A 24,491-nucleotide genomic window follows, 5' to 3' on the forward strand; every position below is an offset into this window, starting at 1 on the left:
GCTTGGCAATGCAATGGTGTGGGGGACTCTGTGGCTGGGAAGCGCAAACCGAATTTCATCATCGTCCTGATCGACGACCTGCGGTTCGACGAGGTCGGGATCTGCGGCCATCCGTTCATGAAGACGCCGCACATCGACCGGATCGCGCGCGAGGGGGCGATGTTCACCTCGGCGTTCCACACGACGCCGCTGTGCTCGCCCAACCGCGCCTCGATCATCACGGGCCAGTACGCCAGCCGCCACGGCATCATCGACAACGTGGCGCGCGACGCGCACAGCCACCGCCTGCCGAACTATCACGGCATCCTGCAGAAGCTGGGCTACGAGACGGCCCATGTCGGCAAGTGGCACATGGGCAACTCCGGCGGGCCGCGGCCCGGCTACGACCGCTGGGTCAGCTTCCCCGGGCACGGGTCGATCGTCGACCCGGTGCTGAACATCGACGGCAAGGAGCGCCAGCACAAGGGCTACATCACCGACCTGCTGAACGCCCATGCCGTCGATTTCCTGAAGCAGAAGCGCAGCAAGCCCTTCGCCCTGTTCTTCGCCCACAAGGCGGTGCATCCCGACGCCTTCCAGGCGCCGGACGGCACGATCGATCTCAGCAAGGGCGGCTATCGCGTGCCCGAGCGGCACGCCGACCTCTACAAGGGCGAGCACTTCCCGCGCCGGCCCAACGCCCTGCCGCTGGCCGAGGTGGTGAAGGACAAGCCGGCCTGGAAGGAGGCCTTCGACCTCAAGGGCAACGCGGCCTCGCGCAAGGTCCTCGACGGCATCAAGGCGGGCTCCGACGAGGAGATCCGCCTGCGCGCCGCCATGATGGCTTCGGTCGACGAGGGCGTGGGCCAGGTGTTCGCCGCGCTGGAGGAGACCGGGCAGCTCGACGACACGTTCATCCTGTTCCTCGGCGACAACGGCTACTTCTTCGGCGAGCACGGGCTGGGGCCGGAGCGGCGCTTTGCCTACGAGGAGGGCATCAAGTCGCCGTTCCTGGTGCGCTATCCCGCCTGGTTCAAGCCGGGCACGGTGAGGGACGACCTCGTGCTGGCGCTCGACATCGCGCCGACCGTCGTCGACCTGGCCGGCGGCAAAAAGACGGACGTCGAGCACATGCAGGGCCTGTCGCTGCGGCCGCTGTCGAGGCCCGGCCGGCGGACCGGCTGGCGTTCGTCCTTCATGTGCGAGTATTTCAGCGAGAACGCCATGCCGTGGCTCATCGGCATGAGCTACAAGGCGATCCGCACGCGGCGTCACAAGTACATCCACTGGACGCAGAAGTCGCTCGACGGCGTGGAGTGCGACGAACTCTACGACCTCAAGGCCGACCCCTACGAGATGCACAACCTGATCGGCAAGCGCGGCGAGCGCGGCACCGTCGCGCGCCTGCGCCGGCAGCTGGCGCAGCTCGTCGCCCGGTCGGTCGGACTTTGAACGGACGAAGGAGCAGGAACATGTTGACGAAACGGGCATTTCTCGGCGCGACGCTGGCGGCGGCGGCAAGCGGCGGGGCGCGCGCCGACGCCTGGCCCTCCAAGTCGATCCGGATGATCGTGCCGCTGGCCCCGGGCTCGACGGCCGACATCGTCGCCCGCATCTTCGCCGACGAGCTCGGCAAGTCGGTCGGCCAGACGGTGGTGGTCGACAACAAGACCGGCGCCGGCGGCACCATCGCCACGGCCGAGGCGGCGCGGGCGCCGGCCGACGGCTATACCTTCGCCCTCGTCTCGCAAGGCACGATGGTCTTCAACATGGGCCTCTACAAGACGCCCGGCTACGATTCGCTCAAGGACCTGAAGCCGGTCGCGGTGAGCGGCGGCGTGTCGAACGTGCTGATCGTCCATCCCGACAATCCGGCCAAGACTGTCGCCGACCTGCTGGCGCAGGCGCGCGCCAAGCCGGGCGAGCTCACCTACTCGTCGGGCGGCGTCGGCACCAGCCACCACATGTCGGGCGTGCTGCTCGAGATGCGCACGGGCGTGAAGCTGCAGCACGTGCCCTACCGCGCCACGCCCGCCGGCATCCAGGGCGTCGCCAACGGCGAGGTCGTGATGGGCATGTTCAACACGCCGACGGTGATCGGCCTGATCAAGGGCGGCAAGCTGAAGCCGCTCGCGGTCACCAGCGCCACGCGCTCGGAGCTGCTGCCGGACGTGCCGACCATGATGGAAGCGGGCGTGAAGGACTATGTCGTGAACACCTGGATGGGCTTCGCGGTGCCGGCCGGGGTGCCCGCGCCTGTCCTCGACAAGTTCAACGCCGAGCTCAATCGCATCGCCGCCCAGCCGCCGGTGCGCGAGAAGATGAAGGCCCAGGGCATCGACATGCTGCCGCCGCTCACGCCCGCCGCCGCCGAGAAGCTGGTCAGCGACGACCTGACGCTGTGGCTGCCGATCATCAAGACGTCGGGCGCCTCCTCGGACAAGTAGGGTCGGATTTCCCCGTCTTTCCTGTTCCTCTCCCCCGCCAGGGGGAGAGGTCAGGTGAGGGGGAATCGACGGGTGCAACCCTCTCACCCAGCCTCTCCCCCTAGCGGGGGAGAGGAGCATGAGGTATCTCCCGGGCTCCTTCAAAAAGGTGAGCCATGGGCTACAGAGTCGCCGTCGTCGGCGCGACCGGCAATGTCGGGCGCGAAATGTTGCAGATCCTGGCCGAGCGGAACTTCCCGGCCGATGACGTCGTCGCCCTGGCGTCGGCCCGGTCGGCCGGCAAGCAGACCTCGTTCGGCGACAAGGCGGTCCTGAAGGTCCACGACCTCGCCAAATTCGACTTCAAGGGCATCGACATCGTGCTGAGCTCGCCGGGCGCCAAGGTGTCGGCCGAGCACAGTCCGCGCGCCGCCAAGGCGGGCGCCGTGGTGATCGACAACACCTCCTACTGGCGCATGGATCCCGACGTGCCGCTGGTTGTGCCCGAGGTCAATGCCGAGGCGATCGCCGGCTACAAGGGCCGCGGCATCATCGCCAATCCCAACTGCTCGACCATCCAGATGGTCGTGGCGCTGAAGCCGATCCACGACGCCGCAACGATCCGGCGCGTCGTGGTCTCGACCTACCAGTCGACCTCCGGCGCCGGCAAGGAAGCGATGGACGAGCTGCTGAACCAGACCAAGAGCTTCTTCGTCAACCAGACGCTGGAGCCGAAGAAGTTCACCAAGTCGATCGCCTTCAACGTCATCCCCCACATCGACACCTTCATGGACGACGGTTCGACCAAGGAGGAATGGAAGATGGTGGTCGAGACCAAGAAGATCCTCGACCCGAAGATCAAGGTCCACGCGACCTGCGTGCGCGTGCCGACCTTCATCGGCCACGCCGAGGCGGTGAACCTCGAGCTCGAGCGGCCGCTCGACGAGCACGAGGCGCGCCGCGTGCTGGCCGCCCAGCCGGGCATCCTGGTCGTCGACCGCCGCGAGGCCGGCGGCTACGTGACGCCGCAGGAAGTGACGGGCCAGGACGGCGTCTTCGTGAGCCGCGTGCGCACCGACCCGACGGTCGACAACGGCCTCTCCCTGTGGGTGGTCAGCGACAATCTGCGCAAGGGCGCGGCGCTCAACGCCATCCAGATCGCCGAGGAACTGGTCCGCAGCTACATCTAGCGGATCCTTCCGTTCTGATTTGCCTTCATCGGCAGATGTTTGGCTGGCGTCTTTGAGGTAATATGGAAGGGTGAATGACACTTCGTCATTTTCCCCTCTGAACACCGCCGCGCGGGCCTCCGCCGCGGCGCCGACTCCGCTGTTCGGCAGCGAGGCGGACACGTTCGTCCAGCAGATGCGGCTCGCCGCCCAGGCCCATCGCGCCGGCCGGCTCGACGAGGCCATCGCCTCCTACCTGCGGCTGCTGGCGGTGCGGCCGGGCCATGCCGAGCTGCACAACAATCTCGGCGTGGCGCTGCGGCTGGCCGGCAAGCTCGACGCCTCGGTCTGCCATCATCGCCTGTCGCTCGCCGCCGACCCGGACAATCCCGCGCTCCATTCCAATCTCGGCAATGCGCTGCGCGCCACCGGGGACCTCGACGAGGCGGTGAAGCACCATTTCCGGTCGATCTCGCTCAGCCCCGACTATGCCGAGGGCTTCTTCAACCTGGCGCTCTGCCTGCGCGACCTCGACCGGCTCGACGAGGCGGTGGGCTGCTTCGGCCGGGCGCTGACGCTCGCACCCGCCAACCGGCGCGCCCGGGTGGAGCTCGCGCTCGCGCTCCTGATGCGCGGCGAGCTGGCCGAGGGCTTCGCCGCCTACGAGGCGCGCAAGCGGCTGCCCGAGACGCCGGTGCCCGACTTCCGCCAGCCCGCCTGGGACGGCGGTCCGGTCGCGGGCCGCCGGATCCTGCTCTATCCCGAGCAGGGGCTGGGCGACGGGCTGCTGTTCGTGCGCTTCGCGCGCGAGCTCAAGCGGCGCGGCGCCACAGTGATCGTGCTGTGCCAGGCGCCGCTCAAGGCGCTGCTGGCCGGTGCCGACTATATCGACGCGGTCGTGGCCGAGGGCGAGAAGCTGCCGGACTTCGACCTGCATGCCTCGATGGTCTCGCTGCCGCATCTCTGCGCCGCCGATGTCGCGGCGCTGGCGTGCGAAGGACCCTATCTCGGCGCGCCGCAGGACGGTCGCATCACGCTCGGCCGCGTCGAGGGCGTGCGGCTGCGCATCGGCATCTGCTGGGCCGCCATGCCCGGCCGGCCGCAGGACCGCCAGCGGTCGATCCCCTTCGCGCGCTTCCTGGCGCTGGCCGGCGATCCCGAGCTGCTGCTGTTCAGCCTGCAGGGCGGCCAGCCGCAGAAGGACATCCAGCAGGCGGGCGCCGGCGGCGTGGTCCACGATGTCGGTCGCGGCATCTTCGATTTCGCCGAGGCCGCCACGGCGCTGTCGCAGCTCGACCTGCTGATCTCGATCGATGCGCCGATCGCCCATCTCGCCGCCGCCATGGGCCTGCCCACCTGGGTGCTCTCGCCGGCGGCCGCCGACTGGCGCTGGCGGCTGGGCGGCGACGGCGCGCCCTGGTACCCCTCGGTCCGCCTGTTCCGCCAGGACCGGCCGGGCGACTGGGACCCGGTCTTCGCCCGCGTGCGCCGCGAGCTCGACCGGCTCAAGGGCTGAGCGCGCGCCGCAGTCCCGCACCATCGTCGACATCGTCCAGCGTGTCGGCCAGCGCCGCCGACCAGTGCGCCGGGATCGTCGCCAGCGTGTCGGCCAACGCGTGTTCCGTCGACCAGCGCACCCCGGCGAACAGGCGGGCCGGCAGCGGGCGGCTGCGGCGCGCGCCGATCAGCCAGAAGCCGCCGTCGCCGGCCGGCCCGAAGACGAGGTCGTGGCGACCGAGCAGATCGAAGGCGTGGGCGATGTGGCGCGGCGCCAGCGCCGGTATGTCGCTGCCGACCAGCGCCAGCGGGCCGGGCGGAAGGTCGCGGAACGGCCGCAGCATGCGCCGGCCGAGATCGCCCCGCCCCTGGGGGCGGCGCCGTCCCGGCGCGAGGCCGCGGAAGGCGGGATGGCCGAGCGCGCCGTCTGGGGTGGCGCAGAGCCAGACGCGCCAGCGCCCGTCGCGTTCGAGACGCCGGATCAGCGCCTCGAGCGTCCGCCGATGGAAGGCGAGGGCGGCCGCCGGGCCGACGTCGCGGGCCAGCCGGCGCTTCACCTGCCCGCGCTGCGGCGCCCGGGCGAAGATCACGACCTGGCGGATCATCGTCCGTAGAGCCGCTGCACGACCGGCAGCGGCGCGCCCGCCAGGTAGAGCGTGAGGCAGGTGAGGTTGCGCAGCGGCCGGCGGGTCCAGCCGTCGCGCTCGTAGCGGCGCGGCGAGGTCACGGCGTCGGCCGGCAGCGCGACCAGCCGGCGCCGTCCGATGCGGCGCACGAGGTCGACATCCTCCATCAGCGGCAGCGGACGAAAGCCTCCCGTCTGACGGTAGAAGGCGCGCGCGATCAGCAGTCCCTGGTCGCCGTAGGGCAGGCCGAGCGCGCGGCTGCGCCATGCCGCCAGCCGTTCGACGCGGCGGGCGCGCCGGTCGGTCGTGTCGAAGCGCAGCCGGAAATGGCCGGCGCGTGTCGCATTGTCCGGCTCGTCGACGAACTGCCGCACGGCATCGCACCACCCGTCGCCCAGGACCGTGTCGGCATGCAGGAAGAGCAGCCAGGGCGCTTCGCCCGCCGCGGCGCCGGCCGCGAGCTGGCCGCCGCGACCGGGTTCCGTGACGATCACGCGGGCGCCGCTCCGTCGCGCGATGTCCGCGGTGGCATCGCTCGACCCGCCGTCGCTCACGGTGACGTCGAGGGCGAGGCCGCAGCCGGCGCCGGCGAGCCCGGCCAGCGTCCGCGGCAGGGTGGCCGCGGCATCGAGGGTCGGGACGACGACGTCGATGCGCGCCGTCACTGGCTGCAGGAGGCTCCGCCCAGGACGCAGAACCGGGCGCAGTGCGGGTGGTTGAGCCGCACCGGACGGCGGCTCTCGGCCAGGGTCGCGCCGAGCTCGAACTGCGGATCGTAGGGCAGCAGCGTGCAGGCGACGACGGCCGGCGCCGCGGCGTCCCGGCGCTTCACCACCATGCGCGCGGTGGCGCACATGACGCTGTCCGGCGACTTCTTCAGGATGCCCCAGCAGGCCGTCGTGATCTCGGGCACGTCCGCCGCGGCATCCATCTCGGGGAACAGCACGAGCCGGCCCGGGTCGCCGGCATCGATCGCCACGCCGAGCCGCTCGAACAGGCGGGCATAGCCCGTCCGCACCTCGTCCTCCGTCTCGTCGGAGAAGCGTCGGCCGGCGACATGGACGTCGAAGCCCGACTGCGCCAGCCACACCAGGCCCTCGACGGTCGGCTTCCAGGTTCGGGCACCGCGCTCGGCCTCGTGCAGGGCGCGGCCGTAGTGGTCGAGGGAGACGCGCAGCGTCAGCCGCGCGCCGTGGCGCGCCAGCAGGCCGAGCAGGGCGGGCTTCGCGTGGTGCATCGGCTTCATGGCGTTGGTCAGCACGATGGCCCGCAGTCCGCGCGACAGCACGTCGTCCAGCATCGCGGGCAGCTCGCGGTTCATGAACGGCTCGCCGCCGGTGAAGCCGATCAGCGTCGTGGCATGCCCGTCGCGCTCGATCTCGTCGAGATAGGCCGCGACCTCCGCCGCCGACAGCCAGGCCAGCCGGTCGTTGCGCGGCGAGGATTCGATGTAGCAGTTGCGGCAGGTGAGGTTGCAGAGCGTGCCGGTGTTGAACCACAGCGTCTCGAGCGCGCGCAGCCCGACCTCGGCGCGTTCCTCGCCGCGCGCGGTGACCAGCGCATCCCTGAACTTGGCGGAATCGAGCGGGAGGGACAGCATCAACGGACCTCGGCGACGATCGCGGCACTATAGGACAGTTCGCGGCGCGGCCGGCCTTCGTTACAGGCGGAGCGCATGGCCGATGGCGCGCCACGGCAGCGGCAGCAGCGAGACCAGCGCCGCCACGCCGAAGCCCAGGATGACCATGCCCGAGCCGCGGTTGAGCCACAGGAGGCCGGTCCCCGTGAAGCGGTGGCGCAGCGACACCGACGCCGTGCAGATGATCGTCCACCAGGCGAGCGCGCCGCAGAAGACCGCGGCCACCAGGAGCGCCGCGTCGGGCAGGCTGCTGCTGACGCCGGCGAGGTTGCGGCCGGCGAAGGCGGCGCCGAAGGCGATGACCGTGAGCGGGTTGAAGACGGTGATGAAGAAGCTGGACGTGGCGTAGTGGAAATGCGTCGCCACCTGGTGCTCGCGGTCCTCGGCGACCGGGTCGCCCACGGTGCGCGGGCGGTGGCGCATCGTCGCCCATCCCATGATGATCAGCCCGATGCCGCCGATGCCGAGCAGCCAGGCCTCGCGCTCGGCCACGAACTGCTCGACGATCGACAGGCCGAAGGCCGCCACGGCGCCGAACACCGCGTCGCCCAGCGCCGCGCCTATGCCGGTCATGTAGCCCGCCATCGCGCCGACGGTGATCGAGCGGCGGATGCAGAGCACCGCCGCCGGCCCGACCGGCACGGCGATCAGGAAGCCGATGGCGGCCCCCTCGATGGCGATCATGATCGGATTGAAGATGAAGCCGGGAACCGTCATTGCCCGCTACAGCTTGTGGGCGACGAAGGAACGGGGCGGCGCGACCAGCCGGTCCTGGGCGACGACGAGCTGCAGCTCGCGCTCGCCCATGGCCAGCGTGACCTCGAGCACGGCGTAGACGGCGGAGGCGGCGCGGCCAAGCGCCGCCGCCACGTCGCCGCCGGCGATCCAGTGCGCGGCGAACAGCGCGGCCACCATGTCGCCGGTGCCGTTGGGCGCGATCTCGAAGCCGATCAGCGGCGTCACGACGCGCCATGCCGCCTCGCGGCTGACGGCGAGCATCTCGACCTGGTCGGCCGGTCCGTCGGCGCGGCGCAGGCTGGTGACCAGCGCGAGGCGCGGCCCCTGGGCCCCGCGACCGAGCAGGCCGCGGGCGGCCACGACCGCATCGTCGAGCGTCGCGACCCGCCGGCCGGTGAGATGCTCGAGCTCGAAATGGTTGGGCGTGATGAGATCGGCGGCCGGGATGGCGCGCTCGCGGAAGAAGGCGTCGATGCCCGGCCGGACATAGATGCCGGTGTCGACGTCGCCCAGCACGGGGTCGCAGCACCAGATGGCGCGGCCGTTGGCCGAGCGCACGCGGCCCGCCGTGTCGAGCACGACGTCGGCCAGGGCGGCGTCGCCGACATAGCCGGTCAGCAGCGCGTCGCAGCGCGGCAGCAGGCCGAGCGCCTCGATGCCGGCCACGATCTCGGCGACCTGCTCGGCCGGCGCCGTGCGCCCACGCCAGGCGCCGTAGCCCGTGTGGTTCGAGAATTCCACCGTGTTGACCGCCCAGACCTCGTGGCCCAATCGTTGCAAGGGGAACGTCGCAGCCCGGTTGCCCACGTAGCCGTAGGCAACATGGCTCTGAAGCGAAAGGAAGCGCATGGCCGCAGCCACCTTGCCACAAGGAGGCTCGCCATTATAGTCCGCCGCGTTTTCCGGGAGCCCGTCCAATGTCGAACAAAGTCCGCCCGCGTCGCAGCGTTCTCTACATGCCGGGCGCCAACACCCGCGCCCTCGAGAAGGCGCGCACGCTGCCTGCGGATGCGCTGATCTTCGACCTCGAGGACGCCGTCGCGCCCGAGGCCAAGGAGGCGGCGCGCACCAACGTCGTGCTCGCCGCGGAGAGCAAGGCCTACGGCAAGCGCGAGATCGTCATCCGCTGCAACGGGCTCACCACGCCGTGGGGCCCGGCCGACATCGAGGCGATCGCCGGCTCGGGCGCCGACGCGGTCCTCGTGCCGAAGGTCGAGAGCGCCGCCGAGGTGACGCACGTCGTGTCGCTGCTCGACACCGCCGGCGCGCCGACCACGATGCAGGTCTGGGCGATGATGGAGACGCCCAAGGGGATCCTGCGCGCCGAGGAGATCGCCGGCGCCCATCCCCGGCTCGCCGTGTTCGTCATGGGGACCAACGACCTCGTGAAGGACATGCGGGCGCGCCACACGCCGATGCGGCTGCCGATGGTGACGGCGCTCGGCATCGCCATGCTGTCGGCACGCGCCCACGGTCTCACGATCCTCGACGGCGTCTACAACGACATCCAGGACGCCGACGGTTTCCGCGCCGTCTGCGAGCAGGGGCTGGAGATGGGCTTCGACGGCAAGACGCTGATCCATCCCAGCCAGGTCGAGCCCTGCAACCAGGCCTTCGCGCCGTCGGACAAGGAGCTCGAGATGGCCGGCCGGATCGTCGCCGCCTTCCGGCAGGCGCAGGCCGAGGGCAAGGGCGTGGTCACGGTCGACGGCCGCATGATCGAGAACCTGCATGTCGAGCAGGCCGAGCGGGCGCTCGCGCTGGCGACCGCGATCAAGGAACTGCAGGCGGCGGCATGAGCGACAAGGCGAGCGCCGGCGCCGGCAACTTCTTCGAGGATTTCCAGGTCGGCCAGGAGTTCCGCCACGCCACGCCGCGCACGCTGACCGAGGCGGACGCGGCGCTGAACGTCGGGCTCTACGGCTCGCGCTTCGCCGTCAACTCGTCGGACGAGTTCGCGCGCGCGATCGGCCTGCCCCGGGCGCCGCTGGACGACCTGCTGGTCTTCCATGTCGTGATCGGCAAGACGGTGAACGACATCTCGCTGAACGCCGTCGCCAACCTCGGCTACGCCGAGTTCCGCTGGGGCGTGCCGGTCTATCCCGGCGACACGCTGCAGGCCCGCTCGACGGTGCTCGGCCTGCGCGAGAACTCGAACAGGGCGAGCGGCGTGGTCTGGGTGCGCTCCACCGGCACCAACCAGAAGGGCGAGATGGTGCTGGACTACGTGCGCTGGGTGATGGTGCACAAGCGCGACCCGCGGGCCGAGGTGGCGGCGCCGTCGGCGCCGAAGACGGCGCCCTCGGTCGCGCCCGCCGACCTGATCGTGCCGGAGGGGCTGCGGCTCGGCGCCTGGGACGATGCGCTGGCCGGCTCGCCGCACCGCTGGGAGGACTACCGGCCGGGCGAGCGCATCGACCATGTGAGCGGCATCACGCTCGAGGATTCCGACCACATGTTCTCGACGCGGCTCTACCAGAACACCGCGCGGGTCCATTTCGACGCCTTCCAGGGCAAGAACACCCGGTTCGGCCGGCGGCTGGCCTATGGCGGCCACATCATCTCGGTGGCGCGGGCCCTGTCGTTCAACGGCCTGGCCAACGGTTTCCGGCTGGCCGCCATCAATGCCGGCAGCCATGTCGGGCCGACCTTCGGCGGCGACACGATCTATGCCTGGTCCGAGGTGCTGGAGACGGCGCCGCTGCCCGGCCGCGAGGATCTGGGCACTCTGCGAATGAGACTTATTGCGGCGAAGGATTGCCCCTGCTCCGCGTGGCCCGGCAAGCAGGCGGATGGAAAGTATCACCCGGCCGTCGTGCTCGACCTCGACTACTGGCTGCTGATGCCGCGACGGACGTGAGGGGGCGGCTCAATTTCGCTTGGAAATCCGGGCACTTAACGCACCCGCGTCGGTGACTTTCGTTGACTTGAGGCGGCTGGGCGCTAAAAAAGCCCGACCCGCTTCGGGCATTCGAGGTTCCTACGCGATGAGCGTTGCCAATCGGCCGGTACATCGGCCTCTTTCACCGCATTTGCAGGTCTACCGGCCGCAACTGACCTCCGTCCTGTCGATCCTGCATCGCGCCACCGGCATCGCGCTGTCCGTCGGCGCGCTCTACCTCGTGGCCTGGGTCGTGTTCGCTTCGGCGGACCCCGGCACCTACGCCAAGTTCCAGGCCTTCAACGCCTCGATCCTGGGACGCCTCGTCCTCGGCGGCTGGCTGTTCTGCCTCTGGTATCACCTCTGCAACGGCATCCGGCACCTGTTCTGGGACGCCGGCTACGGTTTCGAGCTCAAGGAAGCCTACATGAGCGGCTGGATCGTCGTGGCCGTGTCGGCGGTCGCGACGCTGGCGTCGTGGATCGTCGGCCTCAGCCTGGCGTGAGGAGCAAGCGATGAACGGCGACCTCCGGACTCCCCTTTCCCGCGCCCGCGGCCTCGGCTCGGCCAAGGACGGGCTGCATCACTGGTGGGCGCAGCGCCTGACCGCCATCGCGCTGGTGCCGCTGGTCATCTGGTTCGCGGTGTCGCTGGTGATGATCAGCGGCGCCGACTACGGCGTCGTGCGCGCCTGGATCGGCTCGCCCTTCGTGATGGTGCTGCTGATCCTGACCATCGTGATCGGCCTGCACCACGGCCAGCTCGGCGTGCAGGTCGTGATCGAGGACTACGTCCACAACGACGGCGTCAAGCTCGCGCTGATCGTGCTGGTGCGTTTCATCGCGGTGTTGTTCGGGCTGGCCGGTACCGTGGCCATCCTGCGTATCGGACTTGGAGGCTGACGATGGCCGAGGCGACCAACGGCAAGGGCGACGGCGCCGCTGCCGGCACGATCAACATCGGCGGCACGGCCTACACCGTCATCGACCACGAGTATGACGTGGTCGTCGTGGGCGCGGGCGGCTCGGGCCTGCGCGCGACCTTCGGCATGGCCAACAAGGGCTTCAAGACCGCCTGCATCACCAAGGTGTTCCCGACCCGCAGCCACACGGTGGCGGCGCAGGGCGGCATCTCGGCGGCGCTGGGCAACATGGGGCCCGACGACTGGCGCTGGCACATGTACGACACCGTCAAGGGGTCGGACTGGCTGGGCGACCAGGACGCCATCGAGTACATGTGCCGCGACGGCATCCCGGCCATCATCGAGCTCGAGCATTTCGGCGTGCCGTTCAGCCGCACGCCCGAGGGCAAGATCTACCAGCGCCCGTTCGGCGGCATGACGACCGAGTTCGGCAAGGGCATCGCGCACCGCACCTGCGCCGCCGCCGACCGCACCGGCCACGCCATCCTCCACACCCTCTACCAGCAGTCGCTGCGGAACCACGCCGAGTTCTTCATCGAGTACTTCGCGCTCGACCTGATCATGGACGAGGGCGTGTGCCGCGGCGTCATGGCCTGGAACCTCGATGACGGCACGATCCATCGCTTCCGCGCCCACCAGACGGTGCTGGCGACCGGCGGCTACGGCCGCGTCTACCAGACCGCGACCTCGGCCCACACCTGCACCGGCGACGGCGGCGCCATGGTGCTGCGCGCCGGCCTGCCCCTGCAGGACCTCGAGTTCGTGCAGTTCCATCCGACCGGCATCTACGGCGCCGGCTGCCTGATCACCGAGGGCGTGCGCGGCGAGGGCGGCTACGTCACCAACGCCAGCGGCGAGCGCTTCATGGAGCGCTACGCGCCGTCGGCCAAGGACCTCGCCAGCCGCGACGTCGTCAGCCGCTCGATGACCATCGAGATCCGCGAGGGCCGCGGCTGCGGTCCCAACAAGGACTATATCGAGCTGCACGTCGAGCATCTGGACCCGAAGGTCATCCACGAGCGCCTGCCCGGCATCGCCGAGACGGCGCGGATCTTCGCCGGCGTCGACGTCACGCGCCAGCCGATCCCCATCCTGCCGACCTGCCACTACAACATGGGCGGCATCCCGGCGAACTACCACTGCGAGGCGATGACCGTCCGCGACGGCGATCCGTTTGCCGCGGTGCCCGGCCTGATGGCGCTGGGCGAGGCTGCCTCGATCGGCGTGCACGGCGCCAACCGGCTGGGCTCGAACTCGCTGCTCGAGCTGGTCGTGTTCGGCCGCTCGGCCGCCAACCGGGTTGCCGAGCGGCTGACGCCGAACGCGCCGCACAAGCAGCTGAAGAACGCCGGCGAGGACGCGCTCGCCCGCCTCGACAAGATGCGCCACGCCAACGGCAGCACGCCGACGGCCGAGCTCCGCGCGCGGATGCAGAAGACCATGCAGAACGACTGCGCGGTGTTCCGCACCACCAAGAGCCTGGCCGAGGGCTGCGCCAACATGGACACGGTGTTCGCCGGCAAGGACGACATCCGGGTCAAGGATCGCTCGATGATCTGGAATTCCGATCTCATGGAGACGCTGGAGTTCCAGAACCTGATCCTGCAGGCGATGGGCACGATCTACTCCGCGGCCAACCGCCACGAGAGCCGCGGCGCCCATGCGCACGAGGATTTCCCCGAGCGCGACGACCAGAACTGGCTGAAGCACACGGTCGTCTGGGTCGACGAGGCGTCCGGCAAGACCCGCATCGACTACCGGCCGGTCAACCTGCAGCCGATGAGCAACGACGTGCAGTCGTTCCCGCCCAAGGCCCGCGTGTACTAGTCGCGCGTACGGAGTTCGAGAGGAAGCGATGGCTGAGTTTGCACTGCCCGCCAATTCCAAGGTCGGTACCGGCGAGACCTACAAGGCGCCGGGCGCCAGGAACATCAAGACCTTCAAGGTCTATCGCTGGACGCCGGAAGACGGCAAGAACCCGCGCCTCGACACCTACGAAGTCGACATGGACACCTGCGGTCCGATGGTCCTGGACGCGCTGATCAAGATCAAGAACGAGATGGACAGCTCGCTCACCTTCCGGCGCTCCTGCCGCGAGGGCGTGTGCGGCTCGTGCGCCATGAACATCGACGGCACGAACACGCTGGCCTGCACCAAGTACATCTCGGACGTGAAGGGCGACATCAAGATCTACCCGCTGCCGCACATGCCGGTGGTGAAGGACCTGGTGCCCGACCTCAACGTGCCCTACGCCCAGCTCTCCTCGATCGAGCCGTGGCTGAAGTCGACCACCCAGCCGCCGACGCGCGAGCGCCTCCAGTCGCCGGAGGAGCGCGCCAAGCTCGACGGGCTGTGGGAGTGCATCCTGTGCTTCTGCTGCTCGACCTCCTGCCCGTCCTACTGGTGGAACGGCGAGCGCTATCTCGGCCCGGCCATCCTGCTGCAGGCCTATCGCTGGCTGGCCGACAGCCGCGACGAGGCCAAGGGCGAGCGGCTCGACCAGCTCGAGGATCCGTTCCGGCTGTACCGCTGCCACACGATCATGAACTGCACCAAGACCTGCCCCAAGCATCTCAATCCGGCGAAGGCGATCGCCGAGATCAAGAAGCTGATGGTCGAGCGCACGATCTAGCGCGTTCTTTGCTATGCTGACCCCACAACAACCGTGGGGTCAGGGATGCTTCAGAAAATCGTTGCCGCCGCCGCGCTGGCGGGAGCCGCCACCGTCGCGGCGCTGCCGGCCTCGGCCGGCCAGACGTTCGACGCCGTCAAGGCCAAGGGCTTCGTGCAGTGCGCCGTCAACACCGGCCTGGCCGGCTTCTCGATGGCCGACAGCCAGGGCAAGTGGACCGGCCTCGACGTCGACCTCTGCAAGGCGATCGCCGCCGCGATGTTCGGCGACGCCGAGAAGGTGAAGTTCACGCCGACCACGGCGCAGCAGCGCTTCGTCGCCCTGCAGTCGGGCGAGGTCGACGTCATCACCCGCAACGCCACCCAGACGCTGATGCGCGACACCTCGCTCGGCTTCAACATCGCCGGCGTCAACTTCTACGACGGCCAGGGCTTCATGGTGCCGACCAAGAGCGGCATCAAGAGCGCCAGGGAGCTGAACGGCGCCACCGTCTGCGTACAGCCCGGCACCACCACCGAGCTCAACCTCGCCGACTGGTTCCGCAAGAACAAGATGACCTTCAAGCCGGTGCTGATCGAGAAGCTGGACGAGCTTCTGCAGGCCTACTCGGCCGGCCGCTGCGACGTCTACACGACCGACGCCTCGGGCCTCGCGGCGGTGCGCGCCGGCCAGCTCGCCGGCAAGGGCGAGCACACGATCCTGCCCGAGCGCATCTCCAAGGAGCCGCTGGGACCGATCGTCCGCCACGGCGACGACCAGTGGCTGGACCTCGTGAAGTGGACCCTGATGGGCATGATCGAGGCCGAGGAGCTCGGCATCAGCTCCAGGAACGTCGACGAGATGCTGAAGAGCGACGATCCCGTCATCAAGCGCTTCCTCGGCGTGACGCCGGGCTACGGCAAGGCGGTCGGGGTCGACGAGAAGTGGATGTACAACGTCATCAAGCAGATCGGGAACTACGGCGAGACCTTCGACCGCAACGTCGGCACGACGACGCCGCTCAAGCTCGAGCGCGGCCAGAACGCGCTGTGGACCAACGGCGGCCTGCTCTACGCCATCCCGTTCCGCTGATTGTCGGGAGCGCGCTGCTCTTCCTCGTCATGCCTCATGTTCCTCTCCCCCGCGAGGGGGAGAGGAGCATGAGCCTTTAGTCGGTTTGAGAGCTCACGCCACCCGCTCGAACCGCATCTTCTTGATGCGGCCGCTCGAGACCTCGAGCGCCTCGATCCGGCCCTTGTCGTCCCGCACCAGGTGCGCGAGCTGGGTCGCGACGATCCAGCCGGCCGGCATCCGGGTCTCGACCGTGTCGGCGTCGATCCCCTCCACCGACCAGGCCGGCTCGCGGGCGACCAGGGGCCCGCTGACGCTGAGCTCCCAGCCCTCGCCCGCGCGGGCGATGGTCCAGGTGGCGCCGGAATCGGCCGACGCGTAGGTGCCGGCCAGCGCGGCCGGGACCGCCTTGCGCCGGCCGAGCTTCGCGAACGCCAGCACCCGGCCCGCGCCCAGGTCGACGCGCAGTCCGTCCTTGCCCGGCTTCAGCTTGAACTCGAACGAGCCGCGCTCGGCGCCGAACCAGCCGCCGGCGCGGCGGCCCAGCACGAAAGGCAGGCCGTTCTGGGTCACCACGGCCTCGCCGTCCTTCCAGGCCAGCTCGAACAGCGACGGCTCGTCGGCGTTGAACCAGGTGCCGGCGATCGGCTTGATCTCGGACTCGGCGATCGGCGGCAAAGCGGGCTTCAGCCGCCTGTCGCCCTCCAGCGCGTCGGCCGCGATGGCCTGGGCCAGCCGCCACGGGTCGATGCTGCCCAGGTTGGCGATGACGATGACGGTGAGGTCGGCCGCCGGCACGCGCAGGAACTCGGTGCGGAAGCCCGGCCACAGTCCGCCATGGCCCAGCGTTTCCAGGCCGCGCACCTCGCCGATGCCGACGCCGCGGCGATAGTGGTTGGCGTGGCCGCCGGTGAGGGGCGCTTCCGCCGCGAGCTCGGCCGGCAGGGTCTTGCCCAGCACCGGATGGTCGTAATGGCGGCTCCAGATCAGCAGGTCCTCGACGCTGGAGGTGAGGCCGCCCTCGCCGCCCTGCGGATAGGCATGCCCGGCGCGCCGGAAGCCCTTCTCCTCGTCGCCGAGATAGCCGGTGGCGAGGTCGGGGATCACGGTGTCGATGTCCGCCGCCAGCATGGTCCGCGTCATGCCGAGCGGTCCGAAGATGCGCTCCTGCAGGAACGCGCCCAGCGTCTGCTTCGTCAGCCGCTCGATGATGTGGCCCAGCAGCAGGAAGTTGGTGTTGCTGTAGAGGAAGCGGCTGCCCGGCGCGAAGTTCAGATGGCCGTTGCGCGCGCAGGCGGCGAGGAAGTCGGCGGCGCGCGCCGGCTTGTCGAGCCCGTGCCCGCCCATCCGCAGCAGCTCGAGGAAATCGGGCAGGCCGCTCGAATTGCGCATCATCTGGTCGATGGTGACGGGCAGCGGCTTCAGCTCCTTGAGATGCTTGTGCGGTGGATCGGCGAGATCGAGCCGGCCCTCCGCCGCCAGCATCAGCGCCGCGGTGACGGTGAACTGCTTGCTGACCGAGGCGATGCGGAAGCGCGTCTGCGGCGTGATCGGCACGCGATGCTCGATGCTGGCGAGGCCGTAGCCCTTGCAGATCCCGATCGTGCCGCCCTGCGCCACGGCGACGACGGCGCCCGGCGATCCGGGTTTGGTGTAACGGGCGAACTTCGCGTCGATGCGGCGTTCGAGCGACAGGAAACCAAGCGTGTTCGACATGGGGCCATCCAAGCCAAGCGGCTCGCGCTTGTAAAGCCGAGGCGCTACGCTTGGCCGAACACGGGAGGAATGCGTCGATGGAACGCCGCTTTGTCACGGTCGAGAAGGGCCTCGGCCCGCAGGGACGGATCGCCGTGGTGCGCTTCGATCGCGGCGACGGCATCAACGCGCTCAGCCACCAGGCGATGCGCGAGCTGCGCGAGGTGCCGCGCGACTTCGAGGACGATCTCGAGACTTCGGTGGTGATCCTGACCGGCTCGGCGAAGGCCTTCTCGGCCGGCTTCGACCTCAAGGATCCGGAAGGCCGCCAGCGCGACGCGCTGCCGGTCGGCGAGCGCATCCATCGCCAGCGCCTCGGCCCCCGCATGTGCAAGGCCTGGCAGGACATGGATGCGGTGACCATCGCCGCCATCGAGGGCCACTGCGTCGGTGGCGGCGCGGCGCTGGTCGTGTCGCTCGACTTCCGCTTCTGCGGCCGCGGCGCGCACTTCCGCATTCCCGAGGTCGAGCTCGGCATGAACATGAGCTGGGGCTCGATCCCGCGCATGCTCGCCCTCATGGGCCCGGCGCGGACCAAGCAGGCGGTCATCCTGGCCTCCGACCGCATCTCCGCCGCCGAGGCGCTCGACTGGGGTCTGGTCGAGACGGTGGTCGACGACGGCCAGGCGCTGGCCGCGGCGATGGCATTCGGCGAGCGCATCGCCCGCCAGCCGCCGATCCCGGTGCGCATGACCAAGAGCACCGTCAACCGGCTGGCCCACGCCCTCGACGATCTCGGTTCCCACATGGACGCCGACCAGAACGTTCTGACCGGCCTCACCGAGGACTACCGCGAAGGCACGTCCGCGTTCCGCGAGAAGCGCAAGCCGGTGTTCAAGGGACGATAGGGCGCGACGGGTGTCATCCCGAGCGCAGCGAGGGACCTTTGCTGTTGCGCTAAAGGTCCCTCGCTGCGCTCGGGATGACAGCGAACCTGAGGCGAACTTCGGGCGAGCGTCTTGCCGGAGCGCGGACCTCCCGGTCCGCTCATGGTTTGTCGTCCTGACATGAACGCGCTTAGCTCAGGACGATATGAGCGGACCAGGAGGTCCGCGCTCCTAGTCTAGGCGATCTTCCGGCCCGGCAGTTCGTCGAGCACGGCCTGGCGCTGGACGTCGTCCATCGCCATCCAGCGGCCGATCTCCGCGACGGTGCGCTTGCAGCCGAGGCAGAAGCCGCTGGTGCGGTCGAGCGTGCAGATGCCGATGCAGGGCGACATCACGCGACGCAGGGGCGGTGGGCCGTCACCCATGGCTCAGGGCTTCTTGCTCAGTTCCGAGAGCTGGGCCTGCAGCTCGTCGAGCTTGCGCTTGAGGTCGTCGATCGCGCCCTCGGTTGGCGCCGCCGCCACCGCCGTCTCGTCCTTGGCCGCGGCCGGCTCCTGGCCGTTGGCGGCAGCCGGCGCGTCCGGGCTGCCGGGCGGGCGCTGGAACGGATTGAACATGCGCATGGCGTTCTCGAACATCGCCATGTTCTGCTTGCCCATCGCCTCGAACTGCTGGAACGGATTGAAGCCGAAGGCATTCTGCAGGTAGCGCCGCATCTGCTCCTGGTTGCGCGCGAACTGCGTCATCGACATTTCGAGATACTGCGGCACCACGCCCTGCAGGCTGTCGCCGTAGAACGAGATGAGCTGGCGCAGGAAGGGGATCGGCAGAAGGGTCTGGCCGCCCTTGCTCTCCTCCTCGAAGATGATCTGCGTCAGCACCGGGCGCGTGATGTCGTCGCCGGTCTTGGCGTCGTAGACCACGAAATCCTTCTTGTCCTTCACCATCTGCGACAGGTGTTCGAGCGTCACGTAGGCGGAGGTCGCGGTGTTGTAGAGCCGGCGGTTCGCGTACTTCTTGATGACGACGGGATCCGGTTTGGGTCCGCCATCGGGTCGTGCCTGTTCGGCCATTACGCTTCGCTCCCTCGCGGATGATGAACACCCGTTCACAGCGGATGGGTCACCTTAGCGCCGCTGCCGCAGTGCGACAAGGCGGCCATTGCGGTTGCGAAAGCAACGTTCGCGCGCCGATGCGGTATACTTTGCGCATGGCCCCCGACGACGACGATTCCGGCGATTTCGATCGACTGGCCCGGCGCTATCTCGACCTGTGGCAGAGCCAGCTCGCGGGCCTCGCCGCGGACGAGGCGCTGACCGAGCAGATCGCCCGTCTGTTCGCGGCCGCGAACGCCCAGATGGCCGCCGCGCTGCAGGCGGCCCAAGGAGCACAGCATGGAAGCCAGCCCTCCCGGACAGCGCCGCCTGGGTCCGCGTCCGCTCCCCCTGCACCTGGGCACGGCGCTGATGACGTGGGCGAGCTCCGAAAGCGCGTTGAAGCTCTGGAAGCCCGACTCCGCCAGCTCGAGGCCCGGCTCGACGCAGACGCCCGCCCCGGGGACGGAACCGGGGCCGGGCCCGGCCCCGGAGACGACGGCGCCTGACACCATTCCCGCCCTGCTGGTCGAGGCGCGCGCGCTCGAGGCCCGGTCCGGCAGCGGCCGCTTCGAGGATGCGCTGCGGCGCGAGATCGGCCGCCGCCTGCGGCGGCTGGCCGACGGCGTGCTCGCCTATCGCGATCATCCCGTGCGGCGCACGCTGGTCGACCCGCCGCCGGTCTGGGCCGAAGGCAGCACACGCCTGCTCGACTATGGCGCGACCCATCGCTCGGCGCGGGTGCGCGGCGCGCGCGCCGTCCTGGTCGTGCCCTCGCTCATCAACCGCTGGGAGGTCCTCGACCTCACGGCCGAGAAGAGCCTGTTGCGGGCCATGGCGGCGCGCGGCCTGCGACCCTACCTGGTCGACTGGGGCACGCCGGACGCGCACGAACGCGGCTTCGACCTCGCGGCCTATGTCGGCCGTCTCGAGCGCGCGGCGTCCTTCGTCGCCCGTCGCGCGCGGCGCGCGCCGGCCGTGATGGGCTACTGCATGGGCGGCACGCTTGCCGTGGCGCTGGCCGCGCGCCGGCCGCGGCGCGTCGCCGGCCTGGCGCTGCTGGCCGCGCCCTGGGATTTCGAGGCCGACCGCACCGGCCATGCCTTCCTGCTGTCGGCCGGGCCGCTGCTGGCCGAGATGGCGGACCGCGTGGGCGAGCTGCCCGTCGACATCCTGCAGACGCTGTTCTGGTCGCTCGACCCCTGGCTGGCGGTGAAGAAATTTTCCCGCTTCCTCGGCATGGCCCCCAACGGCCAGCCGGCCCAGGAGTTCGTGCTGCTGGAAGATTGGCTGAACGGCGGCGCGCCCCTGGCCGGGCCGGCCGCCCGCGAGTGCCTGGTCGACTGGTACGGCGCCAACCTGCCCGGCACCGGCCGGTGGGTGGTCGACGGACGGCGCATCGTCCCGGCCCGGATCAGGGTGCCGTCCCTGGTGATGATCCCGTCGGGCGACCGCATCGTGCCGCCCCCGTCGGCGGCGGCGCTGGTCGACCCGCGCCGCGGCCTCAGGCGCGCGACGCGCGTCGACGTGCCGCTCGGCCATATCGGCATGGTGGTGAGCGGCCGCGCGCGCGACCTCTGCTGGACGCCGCTGCTCGGCTGGCTGGCCGACATCCCGGCCAAGCGCCGCTGACGCCGATGGAACGTCGGTCCGTGGACGGGCGCGAGGTCGCGGTGTGGGCGGCGCTGCTCACCGTGTCGGTGTTCGCGCACGCCCATGTCGAGGTCGCCAACGAGGCGAGCCGCGGCCAGCCGATCTCGTTCGGCCGGGCGATGGTCATCGAGGTCTCGAGCCATCTGGTCGTCGCTGCCCTGCTGCCGGCCCTGTACTGGCTCCACAGGCGCTGGCCGATACCCGGACCGCCGCGCAATCTTCTCGTCCACGCGGCAGCGCTCCTGCCCTTCAGCCTGCTGCACACGGTCGGCATGACCGCCCTGCGCCTTCTGTGGTTCGCCGGAATCCAGGGCGAGCCCTACGTGTTCCCGCTGACCGTCGACCGGCTGGCCTACGAGTTCGCCAAGGACATCGTCACCTACGGCATGCTGAGTGCCGGGGTGATGGCGATGCGCCATTTCTTCGGCCGTCCCGCCGTGTCCACCCCGGCGGCCGCGCCGCCGCCGGCGCAATCGGCCGAGGCACCCGCTGCGGATGCGGCTTCCGGCGCGGCGCCCCTGCCCGAGCGCTTCGCCGTGCGCAAGAAGGGCCGGGAGATCCTGGTCGAGGTGGCCGACATCGACTGGATCGAGGCGGCCGGGAACTACGCCGTCCTGCATGTCGGCGGCGACACGCTCGAGATCCGCTCGTCGCTGAGCCGCCTCGAGGGCGAGCTCGATCCCCGGCGTTTCGTGCGGGTCCACAAGTCGTTCGTGGTGAACGTGGCGCGGATCGCCGAGGTCACCCCCTGGGTGAGCGGCGACTGGCGCATCCGCCTGCAGGATGGCGCCGAGGTGAACCTGAGCCGCCGCTACCGCGCCCGCTTCGAAGCGCTGGTGCCCGTCCGGTCCTAGAGCGGGGGAGGGCCCGACCGGACGTCCCCGGCGGCGCGCCGGTCGTCCCACCGGGCTCGCCGGTCGTCACAATTCGACGCGAATTCAACGGCCTGGCCGGTAGGAGGGGGCCTCGTCAACGCCCTCCGGGAGCCTGACCATGCCTTCGTCCCGCCGCGCCGACCTCGACTGGCTGCGCGTCCTCGCCTTCGGCCTGCTCATCTTCTACCACGCCGGCATGGCCTGGTCGGGCTGGAGCTGGCACCTCACCGACGTCCAGAGCATCGACTGGCTGCGCGAGGCGATGCGCTTCCTCAACCGCTGGCGCATGCCGCTGCTCTTCCTGGTGTCGGGCGCGACCATCATGCTGGCGCTGGGGTCGCGGTCCGGCCCGGCCTTCGCGCGCGACCGGCTGAAGCGGCTCGGCCTGCCGCTGGTCTTCGCCATGGCGGTGATCGTGCCGCCGCAGGTCTACCTGGAGCGGCTCTACCGCGGCCAGTTCGACGGCTCTTTCCTCGCCTGGCTGCCGCAGGCCTTCAGCGGCGGGCCCTATCCGTCGGGCAACGTGAGCTGGCACCATCTCTGGTTCCTCGCCTACGTGCTGGTGCTGACGTTCCTCCTGCTGCCGGTCTTCCTGTGGGCGCGCAGCCCCGGTGGCCGGCGCGCGCTCGATCGGTCGGCCTCTCTCGCGGCGCGCCTCGGCCTGCAGTGGCTGATGGTGCTGCCGCTGGCGGCCTCGTCCCTGTGGCTGGCGCCGGTCTCGCACAATCCCAACGGGCTGGTCGGCGACTGGCACGGCCTCGTCTACTACGGCGTCCTGCTGCTGGGCGGCGCCTTCCTCTACCGCTCGCCCGTCCTGCCCGAGGCGCTCGAGCGCCAGCGCTTCCTGTCGCTCGCGGTCGCCGTCGCGGCCTACACCGCGCTCTACCTCGTCTACTTCAAGGGGACGGTGCGGCCGGCGATCCCGCCGGAGGCGCGGCCGGCCTTCGCGCTGCTCAATGCGGTGAACACGATGGCCTGGCTGTTCGCTATCGTGGGCTTCGCCCATCGTCACCTGACGCGCCGGCCGGCCTTCCTCGCCGAGGCCACCGAGGCCGTCTATCCGTTCTACATCCTGCACCAGACCGTGACGGTGGTGGCCGTCTACGGGCTGCTGCGGATCGGGGCGCCGCCGGTCGCCGGTTTCATCCTGGCGGTGCTGGCGACCTTCCTCGGCACGGCGGCGATCTATCTGGCGGTGGTCCGTCCCGTCGCGATCGTGCGGCCGCTGTTCGGGCTGAAGCCCTTGGCTGTCGGCGGGCGCCGGCCGCTGCCTCTGAAACGCGCACTGCCTAACGTTTCGGCGGAGGGCTGACGGTCCGGGGCGCGAGCCGCTTGCCTCGGCCATGAGGCCAGCGAGCGGCTCCCTTGCAGGTGTCGCGGGTCCTTGCCGGTGCCGGCGGCCGCCCTATAAAATCCGCCGCAGGGCGGCCCGCAAGGAGGATTCCATGGCAACCGACATCGTCATCGCGAGCGCGGCGCGCACGCCCATCGGCACGTTCAACGGCGCCTTCGGCGCGGTGCCCGCCCACGACCTCGGCAAGATCGCCATCAAGGGCGCGCTCGACCGCGCCAAGGTGAAGCCCGAGGAAGTCGACGAGGTGATCATGGGCCAGATCCTGAGCGCGGCCCAGGGACAGAACCCCGCCCGCCAGGCCGCGGTCAACGCCGGCATCCCGGTCGAGAAGACGGCGCTCGGCATCAACCAGCTCTGCGGCTCGGGCCTGCGCGCCGTCGCCTTCGGCTGGCAGGCGATCCGCAACGGCGACGCCTCGATCATGGTGGTCGGCGGCCAGGAGAGCATGAGCCAGGCGCCGCACGCCGGCTACATGCGCGACGGCACCAAGATGGGCGAGTTCAAGATGGTCGACACCATGTTGAAGGACGGGCTGTGGGATGCCTTCCACGGCTACCACATGGGCAACACCGCCGAGAACGTCGCCCAGAAGTTCCAGATCACCCGCGCCGAGCAGGACGCCTTCGCGGCCTCCTCGCAGAACAAGGCCGAGGCCGCCCAGAAGTCCGGCCGCTTCAAGGACGAGATCGTCCCGGTCACGGTCAAGACGCGCAAGGGCGAGACCGTCGTCGATACCGACGAGTTCCCGCGCCACGGCACGACCGTCGAGACCCTGGCCAAGCTGCGGCCCGCCTTCACCAAGGAAGGCGGTTCGGTCACCGCCGGCAATGCGTCGGGCATCAACGACGGCGCCGCGGCGCTGGTGCTGATGACGGCCGACGAGGCGAAGAAGCGCGGCATCGAGCCCCTGGCCAAGATCGTGTCGTGGGCGACCACGGGCGTCGATCCGTCGATCATGGGCATCGGCCCGGTGACCGCCTCGCAGGCGGCGCTGAAGAAGGCCGGCTGGACCGTGAAGGATCTCGACCTGGTCGAGGCCAACGAGGCCTTCGCCGCCCAGGCCGTCGCGGTCGGCAAGCAGCTCGGCCTCGATCCGGAGAAGCTGAACGTCAACGGCGGCGCGATCGCGCTCGGCCATCCGATCGGCGCCTCGGGCGCGCGCGTGCTGACGACTCTCCTCTACGAGATGCAGAAGCGCGACGCCAAGAAGGGCCTCGCCACGCTCTGCATCGGCGGCGGCATGGGCATCGCCATGTGCGTCCAGCGCGACTGATTGCGGAAAGGGCGGACCGCGAGCCTCCGGCTCGCTCCTGTCTGCGGTGAACGAAAACGACGGGCGGACCTCAGGGTCCGCCCGTTCGGCTTCCGATGCGA

General features: G+C 70.0%; 25 protein-coding genes. 16 read left to right on the forward strand and 9 right to left on the reverse strand.

Translation table 11 applies throughout. The features are described from left to right. The first annotated feature begins 30 nt into the window (after nucleotides 1–30). From ACO073_RS06290 to ACO073_RS06305, 4 genes are all read left to right on the forward strand, one after another. Nucleotides 31–1,431, forward strand: coding sequence for a sulfatase-like hydrolase/transferase (locus ACO073_RS06290; protein ID WP_421996299.1), 1,401 nt, complete (start codon nucleotides 31–33; stop codon nucleotides 1,429–1,431). A gap of 20 nt (nucleotides 1,432–1,451) precedes the next feature. Continuing rightward, nucleotides 1,452–2,426, forward strand: coding sequence for a Bug family tripartite tricarboxylate transporter substrate binding protein (locus ACO073_RS06295; protein ID WP_421996300.1), 975 nt, complete (start codon nucleotides 1,452–1,454; stop codon nucleotides 2,424–2,426). A gap of 155 nt (nucleotides 2,427–2,581) precedes the next feature. Beyond that, entirely contained in the window at nucleotides 2,582–3,595 is a 1,014-nt protein-coding gene (locus ACO073_RS06300; RefSeq protein ID WP_421996301.1) for an aspartate-semialdehyde dehydrogenase, read from the forward strand. A gap of 70 nt (nucleotides 3,596–3,665) precedes the next feature. Continuing rightward, the gene (locus tag ACO073_RS06305) at nucleotides 3,666–5,090 is read left to right on the forward strand and encodes a tetratricopeptide repeat protein (RefSeq protein WP_421996302.1); all 1,425 of its coding nucleotides are present in this window, start codon (nucleotides 3,666–3,668) and stop codon (nucleotides 5,088–5,090) included. Here the strand turns inward: ACO073_RS06305 and ACO073_RS06310 are convergent. From ACO073_RS06310 to pdxY, 5 genes are read right to left on the reverse strand one after another with little or no spacing between them, the layout of a single operon-like run. Then, on the reverse strand, nucleotides 5,080–5,676 hold the full coding sequence (locus ACO073_RS06310; RefSeq protein WP_421996303.1) for a TIGR04282 family arsenosugar biosynthesis glycosyltransferase: 597 nt from the start codon (nucleotides 5,674–5,676) through the stop codon (nucleotides 5,080–5,082). The two genes, ACO073_RS06305 and ACO073_RS06310, sit on opposite strands and share 11 nt — an antisense overlap. Continuing rightward, a complete protein-coding gene (locus ACO073_RS06315) occupies nucleotides 5,673–6,362 on the reverse strand; it encodes a TIGR04283 family arsenosugar biosynthesis glycosyltransferase (protein WP_421996304.1) in 690 nt (229 codons plus the stop codon). Before ACO073_RS06315 ends, ACO073_RS06310 begins: the two co-directional genes overlap by 4 nt. Further along, entirely contained in the window at nucleotides 6,359–7,297 is a 939-nt protein-coding gene (locus ACO073_RS06320) for a radical SAM protein (protein WP_421996305.1), read from the reverse strand. Before ACO073_RS06320 ends, ACO073_RS06315 begins: the two co-directional genes overlap by 4 nt. Nucleotides 7,298–7,357: 60 nt before the next feature. Continuing rightward, nucleotides 7,358–8,053 (reverse strand): LysE family translocator, encoded by a 696-nt coding sequence (locus ACO073_RS06325; protein ID WP_421996306.1) that lies wholly within the window; start codon nucleotides 8,051–8,053, stop codon nucleotides 7,358–7,360. A gap of 6 nt (nucleotides 8,054–8,059) precedes the next feature. After that, on the reverse strand, nucleotides 8,060–8,923 hold the full coding sequence (pdxY, locus tag ACO073_RS06330; RefSeq protein ID WP_421996307.1) for a pyridoxal kinase PdxY: 864 nt from the start codon (nucleotides 8,921–8,923) through the stop codon (nucleotides 8,060–8,062). Between the two features lie 68 nt (nucleotides 8,924–8,991). Between pdxY and ACO073_RS06335 the strand changes: the two genes are divergently transcribed. The 7 genes from ACO073_RS06335 to ACO073_RS06365 all read left to right on the forward strand — a co-directional run bounded on the left by ACO073_RS06335 (nucleotide 8,992) and on the right by ACO073_RS06365 (nucleotide 15,580). Continuing rightward, nucleotides 8,992–9,873, forward strand: coding sequence for an HpcH/HpaI aldolase/citrate lyase family protein (locus tag ACO073_RS06335; protein ID WP_421996308.1), 882 nt, complete (start codon nucleotides 8,992–8,994; stop codon nucleotides 9,871–9,873). Next, entirely contained in the window at nucleotides 9,870–10,934 is a 1,065-nt protein-coding gene (locus tag ACO073_RS06340; RefSeq protein WP_421996309.1) for a MaoC family dehydratase, read from the forward strand. Before ACO073_RS06335 ends, ACO073_RS06340 begins: the two co-directional genes overlap by 4 nt. A gap of 127 nt (nucleotides 10,935–11,061) precedes the next feature. Further along, on the forward strand, nucleotides 11,062–11,460 hold the full coding sequence (gene sdhC / locus ACO073_RS06345) for a succinate dehydrogenase, cytochrome b556 subunit (RefSeq protein WP_421996310.1): 399 nt from the start codon (nucleotides 11,062–11,064) through the stop codon (nucleotides 11,458–11,460). Nucleotides 11,461–11,470: 10 nt separating this feature from the next. Further along, on the forward strand, nucleotides 11,471–11,857 hold the full coding sequence (gene sdhD / locus ACO073_RS06350; RefSeq protein WP_421996311.1) for a succinate dehydrogenase, hydrophobic membrane anchor protein: 387 nt from the start codon (nucleotides 11,471–11,473) through the stop codon (nucleotides 11,855–11,857). Between the two features lie 2 nt (nucleotides 11,858–11,859). Next, complete coding sequence (gene sdhA / locus ACO073_RS06355; RefSeq protein WP_421996312.1) at nucleotides 11,860–13,704, forward strand: succinate dehydrogenase flavoprotein subunit; 1,845 nt, start codon at nucleotides 11,860–11,862, stop codon at nucleotides 13,702–13,704. Nucleotides 13,705–13,732: 28 nt separating this feature from the next. Continuing rightward, nucleotides 13,733–14,509: a succinate dehydrogenase iron-sulfur subunit gene (locus ACO073_RS06360; protein ID WP_421996313.1), complete on the forward strand. Its 777-nt coding sequence runs from the start codon at nucleotides 13,733–13,735 to the stop codon at nucleotides 14,507–14,509. A gap of 45 nt (nucleotides 14,510–14,554) precedes the next feature. Next, nucleotides 14,555–15,580, forward strand: coding sequence for an amino acid ABC transporter substrate-binding protein (locus ACO073_RS06365; RefSeq protein WP_421996314.1), 1,026 nt, complete (start codon nucleotides 14,555–14,557; stop codon nucleotides 15,578–15,580). 93 nt (nucleotides 15,581–15,673) lie between these two features. Here ACO073_RS06365 and ACO073_RS06370 read toward each other — a convergent pair whose 3' ends face one another. After that, entirely contained in the window at nucleotides 15,674–17,275 is a 1,602-nt protein-coding gene (locus tag ACO073_RS06370) for a serine hydrolase domain-containing protein (protein WP_421996315.1), read from the reverse strand. Between the two features lie 77 nt (nucleotides 17,276–17,352). Between ACO073_RS06370 and ACO073_RS06375 the strand changes: the two genes are divergently transcribed. Further along, the gene (locus tag ACO073_RS06375; protein WP_421996316.1) at nucleotides 17,353–18,162 is read left to right on the forward strand and encodes an enoyl-CoA hydratase/isomerase family protein; all 810 of its coding nucleotides are present in this window, start codon (nucleotides 17,353–17,355) and stop codon (nucleotides 18,160–18,162) included. Nucleotides 18,163–18,377: 215 nt separating this feature from the next. Here the strand turns inward: ACO073_RS06375 and ACO073_RS06380 are convergent, their stop codons facing one another. From ACO073_RS06380 to ACO073_RS06390, 3 genes are read right to left on the reverse strand one after another with little or no spacing between them, the layout of a single operon-like run. Beyond that, nucleotides 18,378–18,566: a DUF1289 domain-containing protein gene (locus ACO073_RS06380; RefSeq protein WP_421996317.1), complete on the reverse strand. Its 189-nt coding sequence runs from the start codon at nucleotides 18,564–18,566 to the stop codon at nucleotides 18,378–18,380. Nucleotides 18,567–18,569: 3 nt separating this feature from the next. Beyond that, nucleotides 18,570–19,214 carry a polyhydroxyalkanoate synthesis repressor PhaR gene (gene phaR, locus ACO073_RS06385; protein ID WP_421996318.1) on the reverse strand — a complete coding sequence of 215 codons (645 nt, stop codon included), beginning with the start codon at nucleotides 19,212–19,214 and terminating at the stop codon, nucleotides 18,570–18,572. A gap of 35 nt (nucleotides 19,215–19,249) precedes the next feature. Next, on the reverse strand, nucleotides 19,250–19,525 hold the full coding sequence (locus ACO073_RS06390; RefSeq protein ID WP_421996319.1) for a hypothetical protein: 276 nt from the start codon (nucleotides 19,523–19,525) through the stop codon (nucleotides 19,250–19,252). 10 nt (nucleotides 19,526–19,535) lie between these two features. On the opposite strand from ACO073_RS06390, the gene ACO073_RS06395 reads away from it, so the two are divergent. From ACO073_RS06395 to ACO073_RS06410, 4 genes are all read left to right on the forward strand, one after another. Continuing rightward, nucleotides 19,536–20,867: an alpha/beta fold hydrolase gene (locus tag ACO073_RS06395; protein ID WP_421996320.1), complete on the forward strand. Its 1,332-nt coding sequence runs from the start codon at nucleotides 19,536–19,538 to the stop codon at nucleotides 20,865–20,867. A gap of 5 nt (nucleotides 20,868–20,872) precedes the next feature. Then, complete coding sequence (locus tag ACO073_RS06400) at nucleotides 20,873–21,742, forward strand: LytTR family DNA-binding domain-containing protein (RefSeq protein WP_421996321.1); 870 nt, start codon at nucleotides 20,873–20,875, stop codon at nucleotides 21,740–21,742. Nucleotides 21,743–21,881: 139 nt separating this feature from the next. Next, nucleotides 21,882–23,075, forward strand: a complete 1,194-nt coding sequence (locus ACO073_RS06405; protein WP_421996322.1) for an acyltransferase family protein — start codon at nucleotides 21,882–21,884, stop codon at nucleotides 23,073–23,075. A gap of 133 nt (nucleotides 23,076–23,208) precedes the next feature. Continuing rightward, a complete protein-coding gene (locus ACO073_RS06410; RefSeq protein WP_421996323.1) occupies nucleotides 23,209–24,390 on the forward strand; it encodes an acetyl-CoA C-acetyltransferase in 1,182 nt (393 codons plus the stop codon). Nucleotides 24,391–24,491 lie beyond the last annotated feature (101 nt).

The organism is Reyranella sp. (assembly GCF_965229815.1).
GTDB lineage: Bacteria > Pseudomonadota > Alphaproteobacteria > Reyranellales > Reyranellaceae > Reyranella.